Source organism: Mesorhizobium waitakense, assembly GCF_056431085.1.
Genome location: NZ_JBWKME010000185.1, coordinates 21,161 through 47,714, shown reverse-complemented (window position 1 = coordinate 47,714; position 26,554 = coordinate 21,161). Strand labels below are relative to the sequence as shown.

20 protein-coding genes and 1 pseudogene are annotated in these 26,554 nt (G+C 61.9%); 14 read left to right on the top strand and 7 right to left on the bottom strand.

Going from position 1 to position 26,554, the window contains the following annotated elements:
* Positions 1 to 53: 53 nt before the first annotated feature.
* The 10 genes from AC07FD_RS33480 to AC07FD_RS33435 all read left to right on the top strand — a co-directional run bounded on the left by AC07FD_RS33480 (position 54) and on the right by AC07FD_RS33435 (position 11,859).
* Positions 54 to 1,541 carry a DegQ family serine endoprotease gene (locus AC07FD_RS33480; protein ID WP_095089691.1) on the top strand — a complete coding sequence of 496 codons (1,488 nt, stop codon included), beginning with the start codon at positions 54 to 56 and terminating at the stop codon, positions 1,539 to 1,541.
* Between the two features lie 42 nt (positions 1,542 to 1,583).
* Complete coding sequence (locus tag AC07FD_RS33475) at positions 1,584 to 2,891, top strand: replication-associated recombination protein A (RefSeq protein WP_095089693.1); 1,308 nt, start codon at positions 1,584 to 1,586, stop codon at positions 2,889 to 2,891.
* A gap of 5 nt (positions 2,892 to 2,896) precedes the next feature.
* Entirely contained in the window at positions 2,897 to 3,568 is a 672-nt protein-coding gene (locus tag AC07FD_RS33470; protein ID WP_478353302.1) for a DUF930 domain-containing protein, read from the top strand.
* Positions 3,569 to 3,723: 155 nt separating this feature from the next.
* Positions 3,724 to 4,554, top strand: a complete 831-nt coding sequence (locus tag AC07FD_RS33465; RefSeq protein WP_478353301.1) for an aspartyl/asparaginyl beta-hydroxylase domain-containing protein — start codon at positions 3,724 to 3,726, stop codon at positions 4,552 to 4,554.
* 284 nt (positions 4,555 to 4,838) lie between these two features.
* Positions 4,839 to 6,497 (top strand): hypothetical protein, encoded by a 1,659-nt coding sequence (locus AC07FD_RS33460; RefSeq protein WP_478353300.1) that lies wholly within the window; start codon positions 4,839 to 4,841, stop codon positions 6,495 to 6,497.
* Between the two features lie 140 nt (positions 6,498 to 6,637).
* On the top strand, positions 6,638 to 7,012 hold the full coding sequence (crcB, locus tag AC07FD_RS33455; RefSeq protein WP_478353299.1) for a fluoride efflux transporter CrcB: 375 nt from the start codon (positions 6,638 to 6,640) through the stop codon (positions 7,010 to 7,012).
* Between the two features lie 60 nt (positions 7,013 to 7,072).
* Positions 7,073 to 8,053: an RluA family pseudouridine synthase gene (locus tag AC07FD_RS33450; RefSeq protein WP_478353298.1), complete on the top strand. Its 981-nt coding sequence runs from the start codon at positions 7,073 to 7,075 to the stop codon at positions 8,051 to 8,053.
* A 47-nt stretch (positions 8,054 to 8,100) separates the two neighbouring features.
* Positions 8,101 to 8,973 carry a DMT family transporter gene (locus AC07FD_RS33445; RefSeq protein WP_478353306.1) on the top strand — a complete coding sequence of 291 codons (873 nt, stop codon included), beginning with the start codon at positions 8,101 to 8,103 and terminating at the stop codon, positions 8,971 to 8,973.
* A gap of 12 nt (positions 8,974 to 8,985) precedes the next feature.
* Positions 8,986 to 9,777 (top strand): ATP12 family chaperone protein, encoded by a 792-nt coding sequence (locus AC07FD_RS33440; RefSeq protein ID WP_478353297.1) that lies wholly within the window; start codon positions 8,986 to 8,988, stop codon positions 9,775 to 9,777.
* Between the two features lie 192 nt (positions 9,778 to 9,969).
* The gene (locus AC07FD_RS33435; RefSeq protein WP_478353305.1) at positions 9,970 to 11,859 is read left to right on the top strand and encodes an MFS transporter; all 1,890 of its coding nucleotides are present in this window, start codon (positions 9,970 to 9,972) and stop codon (positions 11,857 to 11,859) included.
* Positions 11,860 to 11,947: 88 nt separating this feature from the next.
* Here the strand turns inward: AC07FD_RS33435 and AC07FD_RS33430 are convergent, their stop codons facing one another.
* Positions 11,948 to 12,145 (bottom strand): DUF2735 domain-containing protein, encoded by a 198-nt coding sequence (locus tag AC07FD_RS33430; RefSeq protein ID WP_478353296.1) that lies wholly within the window; start codon positions 12,143 to 12,145, stop codon positions 11,948 to 11,950.
* 316 nt (positions 12,146 to 12,461) lie between these two features.
* Between AC07FD_RS33430 and AC07FD_RS33425 the strand changes: the two genes are divergently transcribed.
* Positions 12,462 to 13,502 carry a glutamine synthetase beta-grasp domain-containing protein gene (locus AC07FD_RS33425; protein WP_477419123.1) on the top strand — a complete coding sequence of 347 codons (1,041 nt, stop codon included), beginning with the start codon at positions 12,462 to 12,464 and terminating at the stop codon, positions 13,500 to 13,502.
* A 688-nt stretch (positions 13,503 to 14,190) separates the two neighbouring features.
* Here the strand turns inward: AC07FD_RS33425 and glnA are convergent.
* Positions 14,191 to 15,600, bottom strand: coding sequence for a type I glutamate--ammonia ligase (glnA, locus tag AC07FD_RS33420; protein WP_111548994.1), 1,410 nt, complete (start codon positions 15,598 to 15,600; stop codon positions 14,191 to 14,193).
* A gap of 65 nt (positions 15,601 to 15,665) precedes the next feature.
* On the bottom strand, positions 15,666 to 16,004 hold the full coding sequence (locus AC07FD_RS33415) for a P-II family nitrogen regulator (RefSeq protein WP_006205430.1): 339 nt from the start codon (positions 16,002 to 16,004) through the stop codon (positions 15,666 to 15,668).
* A gap of 358 nt (positions 16,005 to 16,362) precedes the next feature.
* Between AC07FD_RS33415 and AC07FD_RS33410 the strand changes: the two genes are divergently transcribed.
* Complete coding sequence (locus AC07FD_RS33410) at positions 16,363 to 17,895, top strand: NAD(P)H-hydrate dehydratase (RefSeq protein WP_478353295.1); 1,533 nt, start codon at positions 16,363 to 16,365, stop codon at positions 17,893 to 17,895.
* Complete coding sequence (locus tag AC07FD_RS33405) at positions 17,892 to 19,895, top strand: hypothetical protein (RefSeq protein WP_478353294.1); 2,004 nt, start codon at positions 17,892 to 17,894, stop codon at positions 19,893 to 19,895. Before AC07FD_RS33410 ends, AC07FD_RS33405 begins: the two co-directional genes overlap by 4 nt.
* Positions 19,896 to 20,057: 162 nt before the next feature.
* On the opposite strand, the gene AC07FD_RS33400 is transcribed toward AC07FD_RS33405, so the two are convergent.
* Both AC07FD_RS33400 and AC07FD_RS33395 read right to left on the bottom strand, forming a co-directional pair.
* The gene (locus tag AC07FD_RS33400; RefSeq protein ID WP_478353293.1) at positions 20,058 to 20,996 is read right to left on the bottom strand and encodes a M48 family metallopeptidase; all 939 of its coding nucleotides are present in this window, start codon (positions 20,994 to 20,996) and stop codon (positions 20,058 to 20,060) included.
* Between the two features lie 7 nt (positions 20,997 to 21,003).
* Positions 21,004 to 22,536 (bottom strand): acyl-CoA carboxylase subunit beta, encoded by a 1,533-nt coding sequence (locus AC07FD_RS33395; protein WP_095091646.1) that lies wholly within the window; start codon positions 22,534 to 22,536, stop codon positions 21,004 to 21,006.
* Positions 22,537 to 22,945: 409 nt separating this feature from the next.
* Here AC07FD_RS33395 and AC07FD_RS33390 point away from each other — a divergent pair, with 409 nt between their 5' ends.
* Positions 22,946 to 24,367: a DEAD/DEAH box helicase gene (locus tag AC07FD_RS33390; protein ID WP_457153882.1), complete on the top strand. Its 1,422-nt coding sequence runs from the start codon at positions 22,946 to 22,948 to the stop codon at positions 24,365 to 24,367.
* Between the two features lie 105 nt (positions 24,368 to 24,472).
* Here AC07FD_RS33390 and AC07FD_RS33385 read toward each other — a convergent pair.
* Together AC07FD_RS33385 and AC07FD_RS33380 are read right to left on the bottom strand one after the other, a co-directional pair.
* Positions 24,473 to 25,437, bottom strand: a pseudogene (locus AC07FD_RS33385) (alpha/beta hydrolase).
* Between the two features lie 96 nt (positions 25,438 to 25,533).
* Positions 25,534 to 26,355 carry an SDR family oxidoreductase gene (locus AC07FD_RS33380; RefSeq protein ID WP_478353292.1) on the bottom strand — a complete coding sequence of 274 codons (822 nt, stop codon included), beginning with the start codon at positions 26,353 to 26,355 and terminating at the stop codon, positions 25,534 to 25,536.
* Between the last annotated feature and the right edge of the window lie 199 nt (positions 26,356 to 26,554).

The window sequence follows — 26,554 nt, the reverse complement described above, 5'->3', positions numbered from 1 at the left end:
TTTTGCACAATCGTCGGGACAATGCCCCCGAACTCGCCTTGGAGGATTCGTGAATGCGCGCCAACCGACTGTCCCTTGTTCTGCTCTTCGCCATGATGGCGTTCGCAGCCGCACCGGTGGCCAGGCAGGCATTGGCCGAGGAGACCAAGACCGATCCCGGCCTGTCCGACGTGCTGACCGACCTCTTGCATGGCGTCGAAGGCGAGAACTCTACGTCCGGTCCCGACAAGCGCGTGCCGTTCGGCCGCGAAGAGGTGCAACTGTCATTCGCCCCGCTGGTCAAGCAGACGGCGCCGGCCGTGGTCAACGTCTATGCCTCGCAGACCGCCAAGGTGACGTCGCCCTTCGACGGCGATCCGTTCTTCGAGGAGTTCTTCGGCCGTTCTCAGCCGCGCGCACAGTCTTCCCTGGGCTCCGGCGTGCTGGTCGACCCGACCGGCATTGTGGTCACCAATTACCACGTCATCAAGGACGCCGACCAGGTCAAGGTGGCGACCGCGGACGGGCGTGAGTTCGACAGCAAGGTGATGCTGAAGGACGAGACACTCGACCTTGCAGTGCTCAAGATAACCTCGGACAAACCGTTTCCGGTCATCGCCATCGGCGATTCCGATGCGCTCGAGGTCGGCGATCTTGTGCTGGCCATCGGCAATCCCTTCGGGGTCGGCCAGACCACCACCAGCGGCATCGTTTCGGCACTTGCCCGCAGCCATATTGGCGTCGCCGATTCAAGCTTCTTCATCCAGACCGACGCCGCCATCAATCCCGGCAATTCGGGAGGTGCGCTGATCAACATGGGCGGCCAGCTGGTCGGCATCAACACGGCGATCTACAGCCGCAGCGGCGGCTCGATCGGCATCGGCTTTGCCATCCCCGCAAACATGGTGCGCGCCTTCGCCGATGCCGCCAAGGCCGGGCTCGACTTCTTCGAACGGCCCTATATCGGCGCCGAGTTCGAAGCGGTGACGCCGCAGATTGCCGAATCGCTCGGCATGGAGAAGCCGACCGGTGCTTTGGTATCGTCGGTCGAGGCGACCGGCCCGGCCGCCAAGGCGGGGCTCAAGCCTGGCGACGTCGTGATGCAGCTCAACGGCAAGCCGGTCGAGAGCATCGAAGCGCTGGATTACCGGATGGCGACGCTGTCGATCGGCACCAATGCAAATTTCGCGGTTCTGACCAAGGGCCAGCAAGCGGCGATGGATATCGCGCTGGAGCGCGCTCCGGAAGGCATGAAGGCGGCTGAAGTGACGCTGCACGGCCGCAGCCCCTTCTCGGGCGCCAAGGTCGCCGAACTGTCGCCCCGGCTTGCCCAGAAGCTTGGCCTGCGCACCGACATCAAGGGCGTCACCGTGGTCGACATCAACCGCGACTCGCCGGCCGCCGATTTCGGCTTCCAGCCGGGCGATATCGTGCGCGAGGTGAACGGCACCACCATCGATACCGCGGCGACACTGGAGCAGGCCGCCCAGGCGGATACGCGCTGGTGGCGCTTTACCGTCGAGCGCGGCGGGCAGATACTGCGTCAGGTATTGCGTTATTAAAGCACGTCCCTTCGGGTTCATGCTCCAACCAAAAAGAAGTGCATGGCCGATCTGTTCAGCGTCGATGAACCGGAAAAGGCGTCGCCCGGGCGGCCGCTCGCCGACAGGCTGCGGCCGAAAAACCTCGGTGAGGTCGTCGGCCAGGAGCATCTGACCGGCCCTGATGGCGCGCTGACCCGGCTGATTGGTTCCGGCTCACTCGGCTCGATGATCTTCTGGGGACCGCCCGGCACCGGCAAGACCACTGTGGCGCGGTTGCTTGCCGGCGAAACCAGCCTTGCTTTCGAGCAGATATCGGCGGTGTTTTCCGGCGTCGCCGACCTGAAAAAAGTGTTCGAAGCCGCCAAGCTGCGCCGTACCAACGGTCGCCAGACCTTGTTGTTCGTTGACGAGATCCATCGCTTCAACCGCGCCCAGCAGGATTCCTTTCTCCCAGTCATGGAGGACGGGACCGTCGTGCTGGTCGGTGCCACCACCGAAAACCCGTCCTTCGAACTGAACGCGGCCCTGTTGTCGCGCGCGCGTGTGCTGGTGTTCCACTCATTGGGCGAGGAAAGCATCGCCAAGCTGATGGCGCGAGCCGAGGAGACCGAGGGCAGGGCGTTGCCGCTCGACGACGAGGCGAGGGCGATGCTCATCCGCATGAGCGATGGCGACGGCCGCGCCTCGCTGACGCTTGCTGAAGAGGTGTGGCGGGCTGCAAAGCCAGGCGAGATTTTCAACCCCGAAGGTCTGCAGCGCATCGTCCAGCGCCGCGCGCCGATCTACGACAAGGGCCAGGACGGCCACTACAATCTGATCTCGGCGCTGCACAAATCGGTGCGTGGCTCCGATCCCGACGCCGCGCTCTATTATCTGGCACGCATGTTCGATGCCGGCGAGGATCCGCTCTATCTCGGCCGCCGGCTGGTGCGCATGGCCATGGAAGACATCGGCCTTGCCGACCCGCAGGCGCTTGTCGTGGCCAACGCCGCCAAGGACGCCTACGACTATCTCGGCTCGCCCGAGGGCGAACTCGCCTTTGCCGAGGCCACCGTCTATCTCGCCACCGCGCCCAAATCCAATGCCGTCTACACCGCCTTCAAGGCAGCCACGCGTGCGGCCAAGGAACATGGCTCGTTGCTGCCGCCGAAACACATCCTCAACGCGCCAACCAAGCTGATGAAAGAGGAGGATTACGGGGCCGGCTACCGCTACGACCATGACGAGCCGGATGCCTTTTCGGGCCAGGACTATTTTCCCGAGAAGATGGGGCGGCAGACCTTTTATGATCCGCCTGAACGCGGCTTCGAGCGCGACATCAGAAAGCGGCTCGACTATTGGGCGAAGCTGCGCAAAGAGCGGGAATAGCAGGCTTGCGTGCCCCGGTCGTCGTCACGCTTCCAAACCAGGCTTCGCCTTGGGGAATCTCCGCTTCGGTCGTTCTGCACACGCTGCTGGCTGCGATGCTGGCCTTGATGCCGTTGCCGAAGCGGCCCAAGCGGGTCGAAGAGGAGCGGGTGTCGGTCGACATCTTGACGTCGCGACAATTCGAGGCGGCGACCAGGCCACCGCCAATGACGCCGGCACCGCTTGAAGCGCCTGCAGCGGCGCCTCCGCCTGCCTCGATCCCGCCCGAACCGCAACCGCCCGCCGCGCCGGCCATGATCCGGCCGACCGAAATGCTGTCGGCCAAGACACTGGCCGATCCGCACAGCCGGCAGGCGCGCGCCGATCTCGCCACCTTCGCTTCCGACGAGCGCATGGTTCAGCTGTGCAATCTCGAAGCCATGGATCAGATCCGCAAATGGCGTACGGATTTCAAGCCGGAGCGGGTCGTGCCCTACGCAATGGCGGAGGAAAAAATCACTGGAACCACCATCGCCGCGAATGGCGCGGCTTTCCGTAGCCGCAGAAACTGGTATAGCCTGAAGTTCAGATGCCAACTGGCTGGGGACGGCGAAAGCGTCGTCGGCTTTGAGTTCCTGGTTGGCGATCTGGTCCCCAGGGAAAAATGGGACGAGCTTGGCCTGCCGGCGGTGCATTGACCGAAATCCGGCAAGCTTCACAAGGCAGCCAGCCGGCCGCTAGGGCCGTTGTGTGGTGACCCAAAAAACCTTATCAAGGCGCACGGCCGGGCGGTGGTCGTTGCCATGATTTTGGCACCTCATTCGCAACAGGATCGCGCTTCGCGCGTGGAAAAATGACAAGATCCCTTCGCAAAACCCTTCGCAAATTCGCCATTGCCATCCCGCTTCTCGCCCTTGGCTTTTACTTCATCCCGATCCTGACATCGGTCTTTATCGTCCTCGGCCTCATCGATGTGCTGCGCAACGACCGCAAGGACCTGTCGCTGTTCTCCGGCTATTTCCTCGGCAACGGCCTCTTCACCTGGCTGCTCTCACCTTTCAACCTGCTGGTCGATCTCTTGTGCTACCGCAATCCCGGCGTCTGGAAGCTGGAACAGTTCCCCGCCGACTATCAGCGCGAGGTCAATGAGGTCCTGGACATCTTCAAGGCGCGCAAGGACGAGATCATCGCCGACATCGACGCCAATTTCGGCGCCGGCCGGCGCGGCATGTATGTCTATCAGTGGTACGGCAAGCACAAGATCGACAACGTCGCCGAGTTCAACAAGGACTTCAAATACATCAAGACCATCGCCGTTTCCGTCTTCAGCAAGCGCGAATCGACCTCATGGCACTTCGGCCCGCTGCGGCTCAGCCTGCGCATTCTCTACAATCTGATCCCGGTGAAGTCGGAGATTTTCGTCGAATGCGGCAACGTCAAGAACTACTGGTATGACAATCCGCTGTTCATCTTCGACGACACGCTGCTGCATCGCTCGGTCAACGAATATGATGGCCGCCGCTACTGCGTGTTCATGGACATTATCAGACCATCCCCGGTTCCCGGGCTGATCGCGGGCATGCTTGCCGTCGTCTCGGTGAGTGTCGAGCGCATCAACTCGATGTTCTACAAGAACTGGAAGATGATCGGTTCGACCAAGCCGAAGAAGGTCGGGACGACCTGAGCCCGAAATCGTCAATGCTGCCGGCCCTGCCGGCGGCATTGAGGCGCTTTTAACGCGTCACTCATCCCACCGCCCCGTGCTCGCTGTTCCGCTCCGTGTCTTTTGAGGGCGTTCTGAATGCTTGCGATGGCCACGCGTTCAAGTATACATCCCGCCAAGCTCTCAACAGTTCCTGATACGAATCGCGTGGGGTTCCTGTTTGCCGAAACGGATTCCTGGCTGCATCGCCGGGAGTCCCGGTTTGCCTCGACAGTCCTGTCTCTTCCCTTCCTTGGCGGCCTCAAGTGACGAAGAACCAAACCCTCGGATTCTGGCTAAAAATCTACATATGTACCGCGTTGCTGGGCGTTGCTTTCGCCGCGATATACGTAAGGCTTGAGGAGCCCGTCTACTATTGGGATTTTGCCGCTTATTTCAATGGGTTTGACCAGTATGGCTCGCTCCTCGCCGAGAGCCCGCTCCAGTGGCTGAGCCAATTGAGGGCCTCTGTCGCGAGGGATGACTACAGCGCGGCAATTCTGGTGCCGCTTATGCCGTTTCACATGTTTTTCGGCGGTTCAAGGCTTTCCTATATCGCTGGAATAGTCATCGTTTACCTGGTCCCGACCGCTCTTTTCATGGGACGAATGAGCTACCTGGAGGCGGTTTCCGACACTCCTTCGCCCCGAAGCTGGTTTGTCGTGTGGATTGCGGCCTTTCTCTACACGCCGTTCTGGTCTGCGACGCTTCGTGGATTGCCGGATATTGCCGGCTGCCTCGCGCTTTCCGCGGCAACTTATTTTCTCTGGAAATCAGGGTTCCTGAGCCGCGAACCGGTGATCAACGGGATACGCATCGGCATATGCCTGTGGTTGGCGTTCATGCTGCGCCGTTGGTATGCATTTGCTGTCATAGGGATCGCAATTTCTGCAGCCTTCTTTTGTTTGTTGCAGGTCGCAAAAGACCGCGACTTCGCGGCATTCCGGAACGCCGCGTTAGGGGGCGTGTGCGCGCTTTTCGTGATTGCCGGAGCCGCATTGACCTTCCAGCAACCCCTGATCCTCAAGATTCTGGGAACGAGCTACGGTGACCTTTACAGCGGATACAAAACCAACTTCGTTTCGCAGATCGACCAGGTAGGATCGCGGCTCAGCTATGTGAACTGGCTGTTGATCATCGTGGGCCTTTATATCTCCATCATACGCCGCAACAGTTTCGCTTTGTTCTGTGCTCTTGCCTCGGTACTCACCTTTTTCCTCTTCACCCGGACGCAGGATCCGGACCGTCATCATTCGATGCCAATGTTTCTTTGGCTCTTTCCTGCATATGCCCAGGCAATCGTCTCGATCGTTTCGATGCCGGCGCTGAAATCTCGGTGGTCAACCGTCGTCTTAGCCGTTGTCGCCGGGTTTGCGTATTTGGGTACCTTTTTCCCAATCGGCCGCCAGTTGCTGTCACCGATCGGCTATGTTTTTGCCAGGGAAGATACGCTTCCTCTTCACCTCGACAATCTTCCCGAATACAGGCGCCTCATCGACGATCTTGCCAGGGAAATGCGGCCCGAGGACCGCCTCTCGGTGTTTGCCTCAGGCGCGGTCATGAATAGCTCGCTGTTGTTTGAAATGGATATGGACCTTTACCCTCGTGTCGGATGGTCTTGTCAGGTTGATAGTCGCGATCAATTCGCACCGGAGGCGTTGAAATCGAGATATGTCGTCGTAACCGACCCTCCTATTACCCATTTGCAATCGGGTGCGCAGATCTGCGTCACGATACCGGATCAGGATATTGTCGAAGGGAAAGGTATCGGCGCCGCCTATGAGCGCATTGCGACATATCAGCTGTCCGACGGCGTCACGGGCTATCTCTACGAACAGGTGCGCCCGGTCAGCAAAACGGAACTCGATGCCCTTTACAGCGAGTTCAGGAAAAAATACCCAGGCTGGACAACGCCTGAGTGGTGACGATCAGGTTGACACGCTCTGACCAACTCGACGATGGCCGCGAAAGGCGGCTCGCGCCCGATTGTCTGCGCGGTCCCAACCGCATCGTCGTCAGGTTCAGGGGATTGACCATGCCGCCCTTGTGGAGGCAGTAAACGGTCATGTTCAATCTGCTTCTCGTTGTGGTCGGCGGCGGCATCGGCGCCGGCATTCGTCACCTCACCAACTTCGGCGCGCTGCGCCTTGTCGGCCCCAACTATCCCTGGGGGACGATGGCCATCAACATCGTCGGCTCGTTCGCCATGGGCCTGTTCATAGCTACCCTGGCGCGCCGCGGCGGATCGAACGAGCTCAGACTGTTCGTCGCCACCGGCATCTTTGGCGGCTTCACCACCTTTTCCGCGTTTTCGCTCGATTTCGCGACTTTGTGGGAGCGGGGAGCCACGCTGCCGGCGTTTGGATATGCCCTTGCCAGCGTCATTGGCGCCATTATCGCCCTGTTTCTGGGACTTTGGCTCGCAAGAACCGTTTCATAGTGTTATTGCCGCGCGAAGAGCGGGCCGAACCCTGCTCGGGAAACGGATAAGCGAAAAAATATGGCAGGCGTTGAACAGATCACGGTGGAGGCCGGCGAGGCGGGCATGCGGCTCGATCGCTGGTTCAAGACCCATTTCCCGGGCCTGGGCTTCGGCCATCTGCAAAAGCTGCTGCGCTCCGGCCAGATCCGTGTCGATGGCGGCCGGGTCAAGGCCGACACCCGCGTCGAACCCGGCCAGATGGTGCGCGTTCCGCCGCTCGAGGTGGACAAGAAGGGCGAGAGCGCGCTGACCGGTCACTCGATCCGCAACCAGGGCGATGCCGACGTCCTGACGAAAATGCTGATCCATGAAGATCCCAAGGTCTTCGTCTTCAACAAGCCGGCGGGCCTCGCGGTGCAAGGCGGCTCGGGCGTCACCCGCAATGTCGACGACATGCTGGAAGCCTGGCGCAACCAGAAGGGCGAGAAGCCGCGGCTGGTCCACCGGCTCGACCGCGACACGTCGGGCGTGCTGGTCGTCGCCCGCACCCGGCTTGCCGCCATGAAGCTGTCGGAAGCGTTTCGCGCCCGCGAGACCAAGAAGACCTATTGGGCGCTGGTCAAGGGCGTACCGCCCAAGCGTGAGGACAAGATCTCGACCTGGCTGATCAAGGAGCCGACGCCCGATGGCGATCGGGTGCGCGTCGCCGCGCATGGCGAAAAGGGCGCCGACCACGCCGTGTCGTACTACCGTATCATCGAGCAGGCGGCGCAGACGATGACCTGGCTGGAAATGGAGCCCTACACCGGCCGCACGCACCAGCTTCGTGTTCATGCCGCCTATGTCGGCTGCCCGATCATCGGCGATCCGAAATATTTCGAGGCCGACACCAACTGGGATTTCCCCGGTGGCATTCAGAACCGCCTGCATTTGCATGCGCGCCGCATCATCATTCCGCACCCAGACAAGGGCGTCATCGATGTCACCGCGCCGATGCCGCCGCATATGCGCCAGAGCTGGAACCTGATCGGCTTCGACGACGCCAGCGCGGAGGACTGATCGTGAGCGGCGCGACCGATACGCTCGACCGGCGCGACACAGTCGACATGGCCGCCGCCGCAATCATGGTCGGCCTGACCTTTTCCTGGGGGCTGAACTACGTCGCCGCCAAGATCTCCTACGCCGGTTACGATCCTGTCTTCCTGTCGATCGCGCGCTCGGTCATCGGCGGCCTGTGTGTCTTCGCCTGGTGCCGCTGGCGCGGCATCGCCCTTTTCACGCGCGACGGGACATTGCCCGCCGGCATCGCGGTTGGCGTGCTGTTCGGTATCGAGTTCCTCTGCCTCTATGTCGGCCTGGAGCACACGACCGTCGCCCGCAACACGCTGCTGGTCAACACAATGCCATTCTGGATGTTGGTCGGCGGCCACTTCCTGCTCGGCGAGCAGATCACTTTGCGCAAGTTCGTTGGCCTGCTGCTGGCCTTTGCCGGCCTTACCGCGGTCTTTTCCGACAAGCTTGGCGGCGGCGGGGACATGCTGTTCGGCGATCTCTTGAGCCTTGGCTCCGGATTTTTCTGGGCCTTGACCAACATCCTCATCAAACGGTCCAAGCTGGTTGAGGCGAGTGCCGAGAAGCTGCTGCTTTATCAGCTCGCCGGCGCGGCAGTCGTCGGCATACTGGTGCTGCCGCTCGCCGGTGCGCCCGTTCGCGACCCTGCCGTGCTGCCGACACTGGCTCTGCTGTTCCAGGCGGTCTACATCGTTGCCTTCACCTATGTGCTTTGGTTCTGGCTGCTGAGGCGCTATCCGGCCTCAGGCCTGTCCAGCTTCACCTTCCTGTCGCCGGTTTTCGGCGTGCTGTGCGGCGCCATGTTCTTGAATGAGCCGCTGACCATGCGCATCTTCCTGGCACTTGGCCTGATTGCCGCCGGCCTCATCATCGTCAACCGGCCGTCGCGCAAGCTCGTGCCGGTTTGAGAGAGTCTTTCTATGCGTGATATCCTCAACGACCTCGAAGCGGGCAAGCAGCTTTCCGATCCGGATCCGGTGCGCCGCGCCCAGATCCAGATGAAGACGCCTCTGCCGAAGCGCTTCTACAAGACCGTGGCGGTGGCGCCGGTGGAAGACGGCTTTGCCGTGCATCTCGACGGCAAGCCGGTGCGCACGCCGGGCAAGGCGCTGCTGACGCTGCCGACCGAGGCGGCGGCTGCACTCGTCGCCGACGAATTCGCCGCGCAGAGCGAAACCATCAACCCGGTGACGATGCCGGTGATGCGCCTCGTCAACACTGCTATCGACGGCGTCGCCAGCGATCCGCAGGCGGTGCTGGAAGACATTCTGCGCTTCGCTTCGTCCGATTTGCTCTGCTACCGCGCCGATGCGCCGCAAGGCCTGGTGGAGCGGCAGAACGAACATTGGGACCCGGTCCTTGATTGGGTGCGCGGCAGCCTCGGGGCTCGCTTCAACCTCGCCGAGGGCATCATCCATGTCGAGCAGCCGCGCGAAACTATCGCCGTCCTGGGAAGTCATCTTGCTCAGCGTGCCGAACCGCTGCGGCTCGCTGCCATCCATGTGATGACCTCGCTGACGGGTTCGGCGCTGCTGGCGCTGGCCGTCGATTTCGGCGAACTCGACGCCGAGGCGGCCTGGGTCGCCGGCCATGTCGACGAGGACTGGCAGATCGAGCATTGGGGACAGGACGCCGAAGCGGTCGCGCGCCGCTCGGCCCGCAAGCGCGACATGATGGCTGCCGCCGGGCTATTGGAAGCGCTCAAGGGCTGACGGCTCCGCCGCTGGCTCCGCTTCATCCCGCAGCGCACCTAATACCAAAGTCATAATCCCAAAGACGCCCTGACGTTGGCGCGCGCTTTCTGTCATTTTTTCCGTGATCGCAGTGCATGAGTCCATGTTCGGAGGAGAACGCGGACAATGAGGCACAGCATCGAGGAAAAGGTCTCACGGGAGGACAATTCTATGGCAATGGCATCGACTGCCGGCGGAGTAAGCCGCGGCATGACGCGGGAGGAAAAGAAGGTCATCTTCGCTTCCTCGCTGGGCACCGTTTTCGAATGGTATGATTTCTATCTGTACGGTTCGCTCGCGGTGTTCATTGGTTCGACCTTCTTCAGTCCAACCATTCCGGAAGCGACGCGCAATATCTTCGCGCTGCTGGCGTTCGCCGCCGGCTTCCTGGTACGCCCGTTCGGCGCGCTGCTGTTCGGCCGCATCGGCGACCTTGTCGGCCGCAAATATACGTTCCTTGTCACCATGACGATCATGGGCCTTTCGACCTTCCTGGTCGGCCTGCTGCCTGGATATGCGACTTTGGGCCTTGCGGCTCCCGTGATCCTGATTGTCCTGCGCATGCTGCAAGGCCTGGCGCTGGGCGGCGAATATGGCGGCGCGGCCACTTATGTCGCCGAACATGCGCCGGACAACCGGCGCGGTTACTATACGTCGTGGATCCAGACGACAGCCACACTCGGTCTGTTCCTGTCCCTGATCGTAATCCTGATCGTGCAGGGTTCGATGAGCAAGGAGACCTATGCGGCCTGGGGTTGGCGCATTCCGTTCATCGTCTCCTTCCTGCTGCTCGGCATCTCGATCTGGATCCGGCTTTCGCTCTCCGAATCGCCAACTTTCCAGCGTATGAAGGACGAGGGCAAGGGCTCCAAGGCGCCGCTTTCGGAAGCCTTCGGCCAGTGGAAGAACGCCAGGATCGCGCTTCTGGCGCTGCTCGGCCTCACCGCCGGCCAGGCCGTGGTCTGGTACAATGGCCAGTTCTACGCGCTGTTCTTCCTGCAGAACGTGCTCAAGGTCGATCCGCAGTCGGTCAACATCATGATCGCCATCGCACTGGCGGTCGGCTCGATCTTCTTCGTCGTCTTCGGCTGGCTTTCCGACAAGATCGGCCGAAAGCCGATCATCATGGCGGGCCTTGCCTTGGCGATCGTCTGCACCTTCCCGCTGTTCAAGGCATTGACCTGGGCCGCCAATCCGGCGCTCGCCAAGGCCCAGCAGAGCACGCGCGCGACAGTGACCGCCGCACCTGGTGACTGCAAGTTCCAGTTCAATCCGGTCGGCACGGCGAAGTTCACGACGTCTTGTGACATCGCGACCTCGTTCCTGACCAAGAACTCAGTTCCCTATGAGGTGGTGTCGACGGCCGCGGCCGGAACGGCCGCGTCGGTCAAGATCGGCAACGAGACGGTGGACTCCTACGATGCCATCGCCGCCGGCGATCAGGCGAAAGCCAAGGACGCCGCCTTCGTCAAGGCCGTCAACATGTCGCTGCGGGACGGCGGTTATCCGCTGAAGCGCGGGGCGGCCAAGGTCTCGGACCAGAAGCTCGACGCTTTTGTCGCCGCCAACCCGGAACTGAAGCTCGATGCCGCCGCCATTCGCGCCGGCGAGAAGGCGACGGTCCCGACCGATCAGGCGATCAAGGACAAGCTGCTGACCGCCGACGAGGCAGCGGGTGCGCCCGAGGTCACCGTCTACAATATACCGGGCGGCGGCGCTTTCGCCATGTTCGCCGATCCGGCGGGAATCAACTGGCCGATGACGATCGGCATCCTGTTCATCCTGGTCCTGTTCGTGACCATGGTCTACGGCCCGATTGCCGCGATCCTGGTCGAGATGTTCCCGACCCGCATCCGCTACACCGGCATGTCGTTGCCCTATCACATCGGCAATGGCTGGTTCGGCGGCCTGCTGCCGGCGACCGTGTTCGCACTCAGTGCCTACAGGGGCGATATCTACTTTGGTCTGTGGTACCCGGTGGTCATCGCCGCGATGTCGCTGGTCATCGGGATGATCTTCGTCAGAGACACGCTGGGAACCGATCTGAACACCAAGCAGTAACCGACTGCTCAGCAGCCAACGAAAAACCCGGCGCGAGCGATCGCGCCGGGTTTTTCAATGATAGTCGACATGCGATGAGGGTAGGGGCTTACCTTTGCCGGTCCTGCTTCGCGTCCTCTATCGCCGCATCGTGATACCAGCCGTCGCCGAAATCCGCCCGAACACCGCGCAGTGAGGCAAGCTCTGCCGCAAACTTAGCCTTGCCGCTCAAATTTGAGGCAGAGACGCGCGCTGCCGCCGGGAACATCAAAATTTTTGCCGACGGACGCGTGGAAATGATTTCCATTGTCGGGCTCCTTTCTTCTGCCGAACCTTGTCGATTCAACTTGGCTTGAAGATAAGGTCTGCAATCAAGTTAGGCAATATGCCTACGAAAAGATCAGTATTTGCCTATTAGTTGTGCGAATTGCGATTGTGATTGATCTCAACGCATTGCTTAGGCGGCTTGCCAACTTCAATCGAATGCGACGTCAATTTTGCCGCACCCTCCAGGTCAAGAGTGGCACACGAATTGCATTTTAGTGATCCGGCAGGCCGGCTGCTGGTGGCAGACGCATGTCGACGCCGTCCAGTGTTCGGTGATCAAGCAACGAGAGGCTAGAATGACGAAATACAAGCTCGAGTACATTTGGCTCGATGGATACACCCCGGTCCCCAACCTTCGCGGCAAGACGCAGGTCAAGGAATTCGCCGAATTCCCGACGCTCGAGCAGCTTCCGCTGTGGGGCTTTGACGGCTCGTCGACCCAGCAGGCCGAAGGCCACAGCTCCGATTGCGTGCTGAAGCCGGTCGCTGTCTATCCGGATCCGGCCCGCAGCAACGGCGTGCTCGTGATGTGCGAAGTCATGATGCCAGACGGCGTCACGCCGCATGCCTCCAACAAGCGCGCCACCATCCTCGATGACGAGGGCGCCTGGTTCGGTTTCGAGCAGGAGTATTTCTTCTACAAGGACGGCCGCCCGCTGGGCTTCCCGGAAAGCGGCTATCCCGCGCCGCAGGGCCCGTACTACACCGGCGTCGGCTATTCCAATGTCGGCTCCGTCGCGCGCCAGATCGTCGAAGAGCATCTCGACCTCTGCCTGGCGGCCGGCATCAACCACGAAGGCATCAACGCCGAAGTGGCCAAGGGCCAGTGGGAGTTCCAGATTTTCGGCAAAGGCTCCAAGAAGGCCGCCGACCAGATGTGGATGGCCCGCTACCTGATGCAGCGCCTGACCGAGAAATACGGCATCGACATCGAATACCATTGCAAGCCGCTCGGCGACACCGACTGGAACGGCTCGGGCATGCACGCCAACTTCTCGACCGCCTATATGCGCGAAGTCGGCGGCAAGGCCTATTTTGAAGCGCTGATGGCGGCCTTCGACAAGAACCTGATGGATCACATCGCCGTCTACGGCCCGGACAACGACAAGCGTTTGACCGGCAAGCACGAGACCGCGCCGTGGAACAGGTTCAGCTATGGCATCGCCGATCGCGGTGCTTCGATCCGCGTCCCGCACTCCTTCATCAAGAACGATTACAAGGGTTATCTGGAAGACCGTCGTCCGAATTCGCAGGGCGACCCCTACCAGATCGCTTCGCAGATCCTGAAGACGATCGCCTCGGTGCCGGCGAGTGCTGAGGTTTCGGCCGCCGCGTAATCATTCGATCGGGACCTCACGTCCATGTCGTGACAGTCTGACGTTCATCCAAGTCCATCCAAGAACCCCAGCGAAAGCTGGGGTTCTTTTTTGCCGGTTCCCGGCGGATCGGGCCTCGGGCAAAACATACCCAGAAAAAGTCAGGCAATTCAGGCGGTCGCGAATCCGGCCGAAGCCTCGGCTGCCGCTGTTCCAGTTCCCAGCGGTACCCCGCCAGAAAGCCCGGAAAACTGGCATTTTGAGCAGTATCCGTGACCTCGCACCCTTCCATAACCATCTGTTCATGTTGCGGAATCGGCTGTCCGCAGCCGGTTTGGCGGCGTTGACAGATCGCAGTGCAGCATGCGTATTCGAAGCTCTTGGGGTTACGTCACGCGATGCTGTTCGGACGGGCGGGGTTTTCTTGAACGGCGGCATAGGCGTGGGCGCCGGACGAGCGGTCACTGTAGCCTGAGGCAGTGCGCCGCTCGCTCCTGGCTTTCATGTTCACCATCGACCGAACTGTTTCTGCCAGCCGATGAAACGCGGGCTGAGCAACCCAGGCACTCACGCCGAAAAGCTCAACGGCAAGAAGGTGCGTCCATCGCGATGTGCGCGGGCCTGTCGGTGCGGGCGGGGCCCATCGGAGCGCAACAAAAAGCCCTTGAAAGAGGGAAGTCTTTCAAGGGCTTGAATCGTATATCGAATCTTAGACCGAGTAGTACATGTCGTACTCGACCGGATGTGGGGTCATTTCGAAGCGCATGACCTCGGCCATCTTCAGCTCGATGTAGCTGTCGATCTGGTCGTCGTCGAAGACGCCGCCGGCCTTCAGGAAGCCGCGATCCTTGTCGAGGCTCTGCAGCGCTTCGCGCAGCGAACCGCACACGGTCGGGATCTTCTTCAGTTCCTTCGGCGGCAGGTCGTAGAGATCCTTGTCCATCGGCTGGCCGGGATGGATCTTGTTCTTGATGCCGTCGAGCCCGGCCATCAGCATGGCGGCGAAAGCGAGGTAGGGGTTCGCGCCCGGATCGGGGAAGCGGACCTCGACGCGCTTGGACTTGGGCGACGAGCCGAACGGGATGCGGCAGGATGCCGAGCGGTTGCGCGCCGAATAGGCGAGCAGCACCGGCGCTTCGTAACCCGGCACCAGACGCTTGTAGGAGTTGGTCAGCGGGTTGGTGAACGCGTTGATCGCCTTGGCGTGCTTGATGATGCCACCAATGTAGAACAGGCAGCTTTCCGACAGGCCGGCATATTCATTGCCGGCGAAGGTCGGCTTGCCGTTCTTCCAGATCGACTGGTGGACGTGCATGCCCGAGCCGTTGTCGCCGAAGATCGGCTTCGGCATGAAAGTGGCCGTCTTGCCGTAGGCGTTGGCGACCTGGTGCACGACATACTTGTAGATCAGCATCTTGTCGGCGTTGCGCACGAGCGTATCGAACTTGATGCCGAGTTCGTGCTGGGCGGCCGCCACCTCGTGGTGGTGCTTTTCGACCCGCACGCCCATCTCGGCGAGCACGGTCAGCATTTCCGAGCGCATATCCTGCGCGGAATCGATCGGCGGCACCGGGAAATAGCCGCCCTTGATGCGCGGACGGTGGCCGAGATTGCCGGTCTCGTAGTCGGTGTCGTCGTTCGACGGCAGTTCGGTGGAATCAAGCTTGAAGCCGGTGTTGTAAGGGTCGGCCTTGTACTTCACATCGTCGAAGACGAAGAATTCGGCCTCCGGGCCGACGAAGATCTGGTCGCCGATGCCTTCCGACTTCATGTAGGCCTCGGCCTTCTTGGCCGTGCCACGCGGATCGCGGTTGTAGGATTCGCCCGAAACCGGATCGAGGATGTCGCACAGGATGACCATGGTCGACTGCGCGAAGAACGGGTCCATGTGGACCGTGTCCGGATCGGGCATCAGCACCATGTCGGACTCGTTGATGGCCTTCCAGCCGGCAATCGAGGAGCCATCGAACATGACGCCATCAGCGAACATGTCTTCCTCGACCTCGATGACATCCATCGTCACGTGTTGCAGCTTGCCCTTCGGATCGGTGAAGCGCAGGTCGACGAATTTCACGTCGTTGTCCTTGATCTGCTTCATGATGTCTTTGGCTGTCGTCATGTCATGTATCCCTGTTTGATGACGTTTTTTGATGATGACGGTTTTCAGGCGGATGGCGGGTCGGATCAGACCGCGTCCATGCCGGTTTCGCCCGTGCGGATTCGCACGACTTCCTCGATGTTGGAGACGAAGATCTTGCCGTCGCCGATACGGCCTGTCTGGGCCGCCTTGCGGATGGCTTCGATCGCGCCTTCGACCGCGTCGTCGCCAAGCACGACCTCGATCTTCACCTTGGGCAGAAAATCGACGACATATTCGGCGCCGCGGTAGAGTTCGGTATGGCCTTTCTGGCGCCCGAAGCCTTTGGCCTCGGTGACGGTGATGCCTTGCAGTCCGGCCTCCTGAAGCGCTTCCTTCACTTCGTCCAGCTTGAATGGCTTGATGATCGCTTCGATCTTTTTCATGTAAAAAGTGGCCTCCACTGCCAAAAAAACGGGTTGTGAACCCCCGCTTGCGCCTCCATCAAGCACGAACTGTGCCAATTGGACGGATTTGAAGCGGTCTCACACGATTTCAAAGCCGCGCCGCGCCGGGAAGCAAATTCGCGTCATTCACTGCATCAGGTACGCCATGGGCCGCTGGAGCCACGACGGAGCCAGCATGTTCGTCCGCACAACAATTAGGCATATCGCCTATTCAGCGAGCAGTTTTGTGCCTGCGACACCCTCATTCCAACGATATGGCCGCTAATTTCGCCACTCCCCTTTGTTTGCTTCGGATCGAAAATTGGACAATGCTTGATCGAATGCGGATCGGCAATCCATGAGCAACGAACTTCTTTCCCCGGCCGAAATGAGCGAGGCCGATCGGCGGGCGATTGCCGCCGGTCCGCTCGATGGCTTCGGGCTGATGCGTCGCGCCGGCGAAGCGGTCGCGGTCGTGGTTCTGGCGCGCTATCCTGCAGCGACGCGCGTCCATGTGCTTTGCGGACCCGGCAACAATGGCGGGGATGGCTATGTCGTTGCCCGGTTGCTGGCCCGCAGCGGCGTCGGCACGACGATCTGGGCGAGCGGCACGCCGAGGCCGCAAAGCGATGCGGCGCTTGCCGCCGCGCAATGCCCGGTCAAGCCTCGGCCACTGTCGGATTTTGTCGCCGAGGCCGGCTCGATCGTCGTCGACGCGCTCTATGGGGCGGGGCTGTCCAAGCCGCTGTCCGGCGATGCTGCGAAAGCAGTCGACACCGCAACAGCTCTGCGCTTGCCCGTGGTCGCGGTCGACCTGCCTTCGGGTGTCTCAGGAGCCAGCGGCGCAATATTGGGCAGGGCGTTTCACGCCGAGGTCACCGTCACCTTCGCGCGGCAAAAGCCCGGCCACCTGCTGCTCCCGGGACGAGAGCAATGTGGTGAAATCGTGCTCGCTGATATCGGCATAGGCGACGGCATCATCGCCCAACTCGCCGTGTCGACTTTTGAGAATGTGCCAGACCTGTGGTCGCGGGAATTTCCCGTGCCGGCGGTAGACACGCACAAATACAAGCGCGGCCATGTCGGCGTCTTTTCCGGCGGTCCGAGCGCCACCGGCGCGGCGCGGCTGTCGGCACTAGCCGCCGCGAGAAGCGGGGCAGGGGCGGTCACCGTGCTGTCGCCGGCCAATGCCATGCAGGTAAACGCTGCGCATCTCACCTCGATCATGCTGCGCAAGGCCGATGACAGCGTCGACATCGACTCGTTCATCGGCGAACGCCGGCCGTCGGCTTTTGTTCTCGGGCCCGGTTTCGGCATTGGCGAAAAGACGCGGCAATTTGCACTCGCGCTGCTCAGCCCTGCCCAGCCTAGCGGCACGTCAACCCGGATTGACGGCCTCGTGTTCGATGCCGACGCGATCACCTCGTTTCGCGAGACGCCCGAAGTCTTGTTCGAGGCTTCTCGCCAATCGGTCGCGCCGGCTCTGGTGATGACGCCGCACGAAGGGGAGTTCGCCAGGCTGTTTCCCGGCATCGCCGAAGACGTCGCCACATCCAAACTGGACAAGGCGCGTTTGGCCGCCGTGCGTGCCAATGCCGTCATCGTCTACAAGGGCGCCGACACAGTGATCGCAGCACCAAATGGCCGGGCGGCGATCAATAGCAATGGCGCGCCCTGGCTGGCCACCGCAGGGTCGGGCGACGTGCTGTCAGGCATCGTTGCCGGGCTGCTTGCGCAAGGCATGCCGGCCTTCGAAGCGGCCTGCGCCGCGGTGTGGATTCATGCCGAAGCCGGCAGCCGGTTCGGGCCGGGGCTGATCGCCGAGGATCTGCCGCTGGCGCTGGTGCCGGTGCTGCGCGAACTTGTCGAAGCGCGTACGGCCGCTCTATGAGCCGCGCCCCGGCCCTGCTCCTCGCCACACTCTTTGCTGCCTTCGTGGCGTCAGCAGCGCGCGCCGAAGGTCCAGTGACGATCGTCGATGACCCGGTGGTGCTCGCCGCGCTCGATGCCAAGGGCTATGGCTTTGCCGAGATGTTTGGCGCGGGGGGCGCGGGCGACCTGAAAGCTCTCTACGACAAGGCGCCGGCCTATCACGCTGTCGTCGACACTGTGGCGGCCGATGTCGCCGCGCTGCGCGCCGAGATGAAGGCCGGCGGGCGGCCGCTCTACGAGGTCACCGACGGCAATGTCGGCCGCATCATGGACATGCGCTGGCTGACGACCGATGCCGCGCGCTTCCGGCTGGTCGGCGTCGTCAACCGGCTCGACCGTCGCGACTTCGCGGCCCTGCTGGGTGACAAGAGCTGCGGCGAGGTGCGTTTCATCTACCGCCTTGCCTACAGTTTCCGCAAAAATGGCAAGCTGTTGGCGTCGCGTCTGCCGTTCAATTTCAAAGCCGTCTACAGCGCGGCGCCCGATGCCGACGGCGGCTGCGTCGGCGTTGCCGGACGCTGGGCGCCACAGCTTGACGAGACCGTCGATGCCGGCTGGCTGACCGGCGGTCCGCTGGAGAGAGGCGGGCTGACCTTCAAGCAGCTGGAACTCAACGCCCAGGTGGTGCGCTTTCCCTCCGGCCAGGAAACCGAGTTCGGCGGCCAGGCCGCTTATCTCATGCGGATATTCGGCATCGATGGCGGCGCCATCAGCGAGAAGCCGCTGGAGAACACGCCTGACACCGCACGGCTCGCGCAAGACGGGGCACTGAAGGCAAGGCTCGCCGCCTATGTCGGCGCCAATCTGCCGGCGGTCGACGAAGGGGTCTACGAAATCCCCGATGAATTCCTGGCCAGGAAGGTCATTTCGTGGTCGACCTTCGGCAGTGCGCGGCAGGCCAACCACCCGTTCACGCCGCTGCTCCAGCCCGAGGAATTTGCATCGCTCGACTATTCCGGGCTCAAACTGCTGCGCAAGCCGGAAGCACTGGTCGAGCGGCTCGACAATGGCGCCTGCCAGGGTTGCCATCAGGCTGGTTCCACCGCCGGTTTCCATTTCATCGGCCTCGACGACAAGACGACCTCGCCGCTCAACCGCATCGAGGTCGGCATTTCGCCGCATCTTCACGCCGAGATCCCGCGCCGCCAGGCCTGGCTGCGCGCCATGGCGCAAGGCAAGGAGCCGAACCGCTTCCGCCCGCTCTCCTTTGCACCACCGGCGGCCTGGACGGACGCCGGCGCGATCGACTACGCGCCGGCAGAGATGGCAATGCCGTGCCTGATGCCGGACGATACTGCCCGCTTCGGCAAGACCTGGCAGTGCGGCGGCGGCACCGTCTGCACGCCGCTAGCCAGCGCTTCGGGTGTGCGGACGAAGCTGGCGCAATGCCTGCTGCCCAAGGACAGTCCCGACATGTTTTCCGGCCATCCCTGCCTGACCGGATCGATCGCCAGCAACGCCGCGCAGCCTTTCAACGACCGCTACAAAATATCGGGCCAGTTCGCGGCCTTTGCGCAGGATGTCTCGCGCACTGCCTACACCTGCCGTCCGCCGAAGATCGGCGTGCCTGGCGGCATCGCTTATCGCGGCTGCGACGACAAGGACCGCACCTTTGCGGCCTTCAAATCCGGCAAGCCGATGCCGAACGAGATCTGCGGGCTGGTCGGCGGCAAGAAATTCGACATCTGCGTGGCCACCAACAATTTCGACCAATGCCTTGGTGGCGCCGTCAACCGCGGCAACCGACCCGCCTGTTCGGCCGATCATTTCTGCCGCGAGGACTATATGTGCCAATCGCTGCCGCCCGATACGCCTGGCATCGGCAAGATCAAGGGTATCGGCTTCTGCTCGCCGACCTATTTCATCTTCCAGATGCGCATCGACAACCACGCGACGCCCTGGGGCAGTTCCGTCCGTGCCACCATGGGGGCAGGATTTGGCGCGGCGGAAGAGGAGTAGCCGCTCCCAGAAACAATCCGGGTGGCTATTTATCGATCAAGATGGTCGGCGACCTTCGAAGTCCATTCACCATCGAAATGATGAACGCGCTCGGTAACAACTTCATTGCTCAAAAGGCTGGAAAGGGCTGAAACCAAAACCGGCTCCATCGCAGGGACCGAGCTATATCCGAGCGCAGCCAGACGTTCGGACCATGGCGGATGATCGGCACTTTCGTTTGTCTGGGGCATCCCAGGCCTTTTGAGCATACTCTTGCAGGACGGAGTGGCTTGTCAGTTCCTTGGCTGCCCTCAATACTCTATCGAGCGGTGGAGGAGGTGGAACCATCGTGCCAAGCAATTCACGCTTGAGTGGATCATAAACCCGATGCTCGAAGAACGCGTCGGCTGCGCCGATCAGCAGCAGCGCACGCGCTGCCTGGTATGCATCGCCGGACGTCGCTGCATGACGATCGGCATCGATCTCCGCCCGTCGTGACAACCGTATTCCTTCGCGTTCCATGGCGGATGACAGTGGACTGAGCAACCAGTAAAACAAACTGCCGGAAACGGTCCTCCCCGGAGGGGCGTAGTCGAAGATCAAGTCGAAGCTTTTGTCGAGTTCGGCAAGATTGAGTCCGCCGTTTGTATCTCTGTTTCTCAGATGCGCGTCCTCATGGGCCAAGATCGCAGCAAACGCCTTGTCGTCGGTCACCGCAAGCAACGGAAGACCGACCGTCAAGATCACCCGACGACCAAGCAGGCCGAGAAATGGACGCTCTTCCCCTATACTGGCGTTGAGGTTGTCGCTCAGCACGATCGTTGTTCGACCGGCACGATGTTTGCCAGCAACGCCTTCCCACACAGCCCATAATTTGGGAGCCGAGTGCTGGGAGATGCCTTGGACCTGGCTGGAGCGAAAGCCGGCAAACAATGCTCCGATCAACAGAACAAAAGCCAGCATTGCGGCCGGTATGGCGATAGCCCCGCCCGCGATAACCGCGAGCGGATTTCGGTCGAGCAACAACAGCCACAACAAGACAGGGCAGAAAAGCGGCAGGGCAAAAAGCAGAATGGCAAACCTGCCGAAGCTCGTTCCCATGTGAAGAACCAGGCGCGACATCAGCGCCTCACAGCGGGATGTTGTCGTGCTTCTTCCAGGGGTTCTGCATGTCCTTGTTGCGCAGCATCCGGAGCGCGCGCGCGATGCGGCGGCGGGTCGAGTGCGGCATGATCACCTCATCGACATAGCCGCGCTCGGCGGCGACGAAGGGCGACAGGAAGCGATCTTCGTAAGCCTTTGTATGGGCTGCGATCTTTTCAGCGTCACCGATGTCCTTGCGGTAGATGATCTCGACCGCGCCCCTGGCGCCCATCACTGCGATCTGCGCCGTCGGCCAGGCATAGTTCATGTCGCCGCGCAGATGCTTTGACGCCATCACGTCATAGGCGCCGCCATAGGCCTTGCGGGTGATGACGGTGATCTTCGGCACGGTGGCCTCGGCATAGGCGAACAGGAGTTTCGCACCGTGCTTGATCAGCCCGCCATATTCCTGCGCCGTGCCGGGCAGGAAGCCCGGAACATCGACGAAGGTGACGATCGGGATCGAAAAGCAGTCGCAGAAGCGTACGAAACGAGCCGCCTTGCGGCTGGCGTCGGAATCGAGCACGCCGGCCAGCACCATCGGCTGGTTGGCGACGAAGCCGACGGTGCGGCCCTCGACCCGTCCGAACCCGGTGACGATGTTCTTGGCGAAATTCTGCTGGATCTCGAAGAAGTCGCCTTCGTCGGCGACTTTAAGGATCAACTCCTTGATGTCGTACGGCTTGTTGGCATTGTCGGGAATCAGCCGGTCGAGCGACTGATCATGGTCGGTGACCGACTGATAGCATTCGATCTCCGGAAGCTCCGATGTGTTGGAGGCGGGCAGCAGGTCGACCAGCCGGCGCATCTGCAGCAGCGCCTCGACGTCATTGTCATAGGCGCCGTCGGCGATCGAGGATTTCGTCGTGTGGACGGAGGCGCCGCCGAGGCTCTCGGCGGTCACGGTCTCGTTGGTGACGGTCTTCACCACGTCCGGTCCGGTGACGAACATGTAGGAAGTGTCGCGCACCATGAAGATGAAGTCGGTCATCGCCGGCGAGTAGACATCGCCGCCGGCGCAAGGGCCCATGATCAGTGAAATCTGCGGGATGACACCGGAGGCAAGCACGTTGCGCTGAAAGATCTCGGCATAGCCGCCCAGTGCCGCCACGCCTTCCTGGATACGCGCGCCGCCGGCATCGTAGAGGCCGATGATCGGCGCGCGGTTGCGCAGCGCCATCTCCTGCACCTTGATGACCTTTTCGGCATGCGCTTCCGACAGCGAACCGCCGAACACGGTGAAGTCCTTGGCGAAAAGATAGACTGGGCGGCCGTTGACGGTGCCCCAGCCGGTGACCACACCGTCGCCGGCGATCTTGGTCTTCTCCATGCCGAAATCGGTCGAGCGGTGCTCGACATACATGTCGAATTCCTCGAACGAGCCCTCGTCGAGAAACACCTCGATGCGTTCTCGCGCGGTAAGCTTGCCCTTCTTGTGCTGTGCATCGATGCGGGCCTGGCCGCCACCCATGCGGGCGATGTCGCGGCGGCGCTCGAGTTCCTTCAGCACGTCCTTCATCGGTTACCTCCCAGGCCAGCGGCATTTCGTGGTAATCGTGCGGGCGAGCGAGCGCAAGGACCGCTTGCGCCGTGGTTTTGTTGCGCTGCAGCATGACGGCCCTTGCATTTGACCGCGAACTGGGCCATATGCGGCGACATAGGCGCTTGGGCCGGGAACAATCCGGCCTTCTCGACAAATGAGACTGGTTGCGTCTGTTTTCCCTCTTTCCGGTATATCGGCCCCTCTTTCCGGTACATCACAAAGTGGCGAAAAAGCCCCGTGGCATGATGCCTGCGGGCACGACAGCGCAGCCGAGTGGACGAAATCGTCCGCCCGCCTTGTCGTTCCATGACAATTTATCCGACGGCAGGTTGCGCCCTGCCGCCATTGATGTTTGCGGCCAGGGGCCGCGTGAAAGAAGAATATTTTGACCAACGAAAACACTTTGCTTGCTGACAAAACTGGGGAACTCTCCGGTTTCGCAGCACTGGGAATTACGGGTGCGCTGCTCAAGGCGACCCATGCCGCCGGCTTTACCGATCCGAAGCCGATCCAGGCGCAGGCGATCCCGCCGCAGATGGAAGGCCGTGACATTTTCGGCATCGCCCAGACCGGTTCCGGCAAGACGGCTGCCTTCGCGCTGCCCATCCTGTCGAAGATCATCGCTCTCGGCACCAAGCGCCGGCCGAAGACGGCGCGTGCGCTGATCCTGGCGCCGACGCGCGAACTTGCCGTGCAGATCGAGGACACCATCAAGATCCTCGCCAAGGGCGCGCATGTCTCGACCGCACTTGTGCTGGGTGGCGTCTCGCGCTTCAGCCAGGTGAAGAAGGTCGCGCCCGGCGTCGACATCCTGATCGCAACGCCCGGTCGCCTGACCGATCTGGTGCGCGAAGGCGACCTCATGCTTGCCGACACCAAGTGGCTGGTGCTGGACGAGGGCGACCGCATGCTCGACATGGGCTTCATCAACGACGTCAAGCGCATCGCCAAGGCGACCGCGCCCGACCGTCAGACGGTGCTGTTCTCCGCGACCATGCCCAATGAAATCGCCGACCTGGCCAAGGGTCTGCTGAAGAACCCGATCCGCGTCGAAGTCGCGCCGCAAAGCACCGCGGCCGCCGAGATCGTGCAGGGCGTCGTCTTTGCCCGCACCAAGCAGAAGCGCCAGGTGCTGTCGACGATGCTTGCCGACGAGGCGATGAAGTCCGTCATCATCTTTTCGCGCACCAAGCACGGTGCCGACCGGGTGACCAAGGACCTCGAGCGCGACGGCTTCAAGGCCGCCGTCATCCACGGCAACAAGTCGCAGAACGCCCGTCAGAAGGCGCTGAACGATTTCCGTGAGGGCTCGGTGCGCATTCTGGTGGCGACCGACATTGCGGCGCGCGGCATCGATGTGCCCGGCATCAGCCATGTCGTGAATTTCGACCTGCCGGACGAAGCCGAAAGCTATGTCCACCGCATCGGCCGGACCGGCCGCAACGGTATGGACGGCATCGCCATCACGCTGTGCGATCCTTCGGAGAACAGCAAGCTGCGTCAGGTCGAGCGCATCATCCGCACCAAACTGCCGATCGTTGCCGACCATCTCGGCAGCCCTGATCCGCTGCGCAATCCGGCTGAAAAGAACGAGCGCTTCGAGCCCGCCAATGACCGCAACGACCGCAATGGTCGTCGTGACGGCAGGCGGCCGGGTGGCGAGAACAAGGGCAACGGCTTCGGCAAGAAGCGCTTCGGCGACAAGCCGGCCTTCGCTGGCGAGCGCAAGCCGGAAGGCGCCAAGCCTTTCAAGGGCAACAACAAGCGCCGCTTCGGCGGCAAGCGTCCGGCGGCGCGGGCTGCGTAAGCCAGACCGCGTTGTAATCGGTTAAGCCTGGGCTGGCTGATTGCCGTGACTGACAAGGAAAGGGCGGCCGCAGCGATGCTTCGGTCGCTCTTTTTCGTCAGGAGGCTACTTGGCCACCGCCTCGACCCAGACGGCGATCCTTTGCGCGAGATAGGCCGTGGTCGAAGGCGACAGCGCGTCGCCGGCGATGACGTGGTGGTCGGGATCGCCAGTGTCGTCGACCGGCACCAGTTCGTGCGGCGCGCCCCAGCGCCCGGCGATTTCTCGGGTGCGGTCCTCGCGCACCACCCTGTCGGAATCGGAAAAGATGAACAGGGCAGGGATGGTCGCCTTTTCCACTGGGGCGGCGTAGGCGAGCTCCGTCAGCGCCGCCATCGGCAGTGTCGCGGCCATCGGATATTTGTGCGTCCAGAATTTCTCGTGCAGGGCGTTGCGGGTCGGAAAGCTGCGTTCCTTGCCGCCGACAAGCTCGGCAATCTGCTTGCCCCAGGGCATGGTCAGCAGTTCGGCGCCGGACGCCCTGACGCCGAAATGAACGCGATCGCCGCCACCCCGTCCGATGCGCCCGGCTGCGTTGCCGCCCATGTCGCCAGCGAGCCGCCTGTCGAGGTCGAGATGACGATCACCTTGTCCCCGATCGCCCTGCCGATGGCGAGTGCCTCCTCATAGTCGTTGATCCAGGCATTGACGCTGCCTTGCGTCATCGCCGCGCCGTCCTGCCCGTGACCGGTAAGGCGGGTGTAGAACAGATTGGCGTCGAGCTGGTCGGCCACCTCGTCCGACAGCGGGCGGACCTCGCCCTTCGATGCGGAAAAGCCGTGGATATAGACAATCGACAGCGGCGTCCTGGCATGCACCATCGGATTGGCCCAGACGATCTCTTTCTCCAGCCCGTCACGGATTCCGGGTATGGCGGCCTCTCTCTTCGCCACATAGGCCTGCGGATCGTCGCCGATGACCGAGGGATCGAAACGGATCGTGGTGTCGACGGGTACGCGCGGGCCAAGCACGAAAGCCAGTGCGAGGACAACGACAAGGCCAAGCACAGCAAGCACGATCCGTCGCCCCATCGCAGACTCCAAAGAACAATTTCTCAACCTATGGCGGCGGTCACCATCAGGCAACGCCATGCCCCGGAGAGGGAGCCTGCCAATCTCGATGGCGTTCTATTCGCTTTGGGGCTTGTGGTCGTAGTGCAGCGGCCGCGCCTTCCAGTTGGTCATGAGGCCGATCACCCCTCTGCACAACGGCCTCGGCAGCAGGCTGAGCACTTTCAGGGGCCAGCTCAGCCGGCGCGGGAAGGTGACTTCGAAGCCGCCGGATTTGATGCCCCGCGCCATGCGGCGCGTCGCGCGGCTAACTGGCATCAGCCCCGGCATCGGCAGCATGTTCTTCTCTGTAAGAGCGGTGTCGATGAAGCCCGGGTTGATCACCTGGACACGCACATTCATCTTGTCGAAGTCGTATCTCAGCGACTCGGCCAGGATGTTGATCGCCGCCTTGGTGCCGCCATAGGCGGCCGTGGTCGGCCAGCCGAAATAGGCGGTGACCGAGCCGACCAGCACGACGTGGCCGCGCGCCCGCACACGCATGCGCTGGATGACCGGCACCAGGCCGTTGATGATGCCGAAATAGTTGACATCGAAGGACCGGCGAAAGTCGTTGACGACAAGATTTTCACCCGGCGTCGAAATGTAGTTCCCGGCATTGAAGACGGCGAGCACGATAGGCCCGAGTTCCTTCTCGATCGTGGCGACCGTCCTTGCCATGCGCGGCTCGTCGGTGACATCACAGGGAAAGGCCGTGACACTGCCCGGCATCTGCGCGGTCTCGACGACAAGCGTGTCGATCGGATCGTCGTCGAGCGCCGTCACCGCGACGGTATAGCCCTGGGCCGCAAGATCCCTGGCCAGCGAACGGCCAATGCCGCTGCTGCCGCCCGTGATCCAGGCGACGCCGTGCTTCGGATTGGCCCGATAGAGTGTCATGCTGCGCCCTGTCGACTTGCTCGTACCTTGCTCTAGCGATGAAGAAATCGAATGAAAAGAGTGCTTTCATCACAGTGAGGAAATGAACTGTGGCGCATGAAGGCGATATTGAGAAGCGTCGGCCGCGATAACAATGCCGCAAATGCGACTGGTCCAGACAAATTCTTGCCTTGAAACCGAAGCTTCGGGTTTCTACGGT

Bases quoted from the DNA above. Each gene is read 5' to 3' on its own strand.
- AC07FD_RS33415 (WP_006205430.1), bottom strand. From the start codon at position 16,004: ATGAAAAAGATCGAAGCGATCATCAAGCCATTCAAGCTGGACGAAGTG.
- crcB (WP_478353299.1), top strand. From the start codon at position 6,638: ATGTTCAATCTGCTTCTCGTTGTGGTCGGCGGCGGCATCGGCGCCGGC.
- AC07FD_RS33380 (WP_478353292.1), bottom strand. From the start codon at position 26,355: ATGACACTCTATCGGGCCAATCCGAAGCACGGCGTCGCCTGGATCACG.
- AC07FD_RS33465 (WP_478353301.1), top strand. From the start codon at position 3,724: ATGACAAGATCCCTTCGCAAAACCCTTCGCAAATTCGCCATTGCCATC.
- AC07FD_RS33425 (WP_477419123.1), top strand. From the start codon at position 12,462: ATGACGAAATACAAGCTCGAGTACATTTGGCTCGATGGATACACCCCG.
- glnA (WP_111548994.1), bottom strand. From the start codon at position 15,600: ATGACGACAGCCAAAGACATCATGAAGCAGATCAAGGACAACGACGTG.
- AC07FD_RS33450 (WP_478353298.1), top strand. From the start codon at position 7,073: ATGGCAGGCGTTGAACAGATCACGGTGGAGGCCGGCGAGGCGGGCATG.
- AC07FD_RS33400 (WP_478353293.1), bottom strand. From the start codon at position 20,996: ATGTCGCGCCTGGTTCTTCACATGGGAACGAGCTTCGGCAGGTTTGCC.
- AC07FD_RS33480 (WP_095089691.1), top strand. From the start codon at position 54: ATGCGCGCCAACCGACTGTCCCTTGTTCTGCTCTTCGCCATGATGGCG.
- AC07FD_RS33445 (WP_478353306.1), top strand. From the start codon at position 8,101: ATGGCCGCCGCCGCAATCATGGTCGGCCTGACCTTTTCCTGGGGGCTG.
- AC07FD_RS33440 (WP_478353297.1), top strand. From the start codon at position 8,986: ATGCGTGATATCCTCAACGACCTCGAAGCGGGCAAGCAGCTTTCCGAT.
- AC07FD_RS33405 (WP_478353294.1), top strand. From the start codon at position 17,892: ATGAGCCGCGCCCCGGCCCTGCTCCTCGCCACACTCTTTGCTGCCTTC.
- AC07FD_RS33475 (WP_095089693.1), top strand. From the start codon at position 1,584: ATGGCCGATCTGTTCAGCGTCGATGAACCGGAAAAGGCGTCGCCCGGG.
- AC07FD_RS33410 (WP_478353295.1), top strand. From the start codon at position 16,363: ATGAGCAACGAACTTCTTTCCCCGGCCGAAATGAGCGAGGCCGATCGG.
- AC07FD_RS33395 (WP_095091646.1), bottom strand. From the start codon at position 22,536: ATGAAGGACGTGCTGAAGGAACTCGAGCGCCGCCGCGACATCGCCCGC.
- AC07FD_RS33430 (WP_478353296.1), bottom strand. From the start codon at position 12,145: ATGGAAATCATTTCCACGCGTCCGTCGGCAAAAATTTTGATGTTCCCG.
- AC07FD_RS33435 (WP_478353305.1), top strand. From the start codon at position 9,970: ATGGCAATGGCATCGACTGCCGGCGGAGTAAGCCGCGGCATGACGCGG.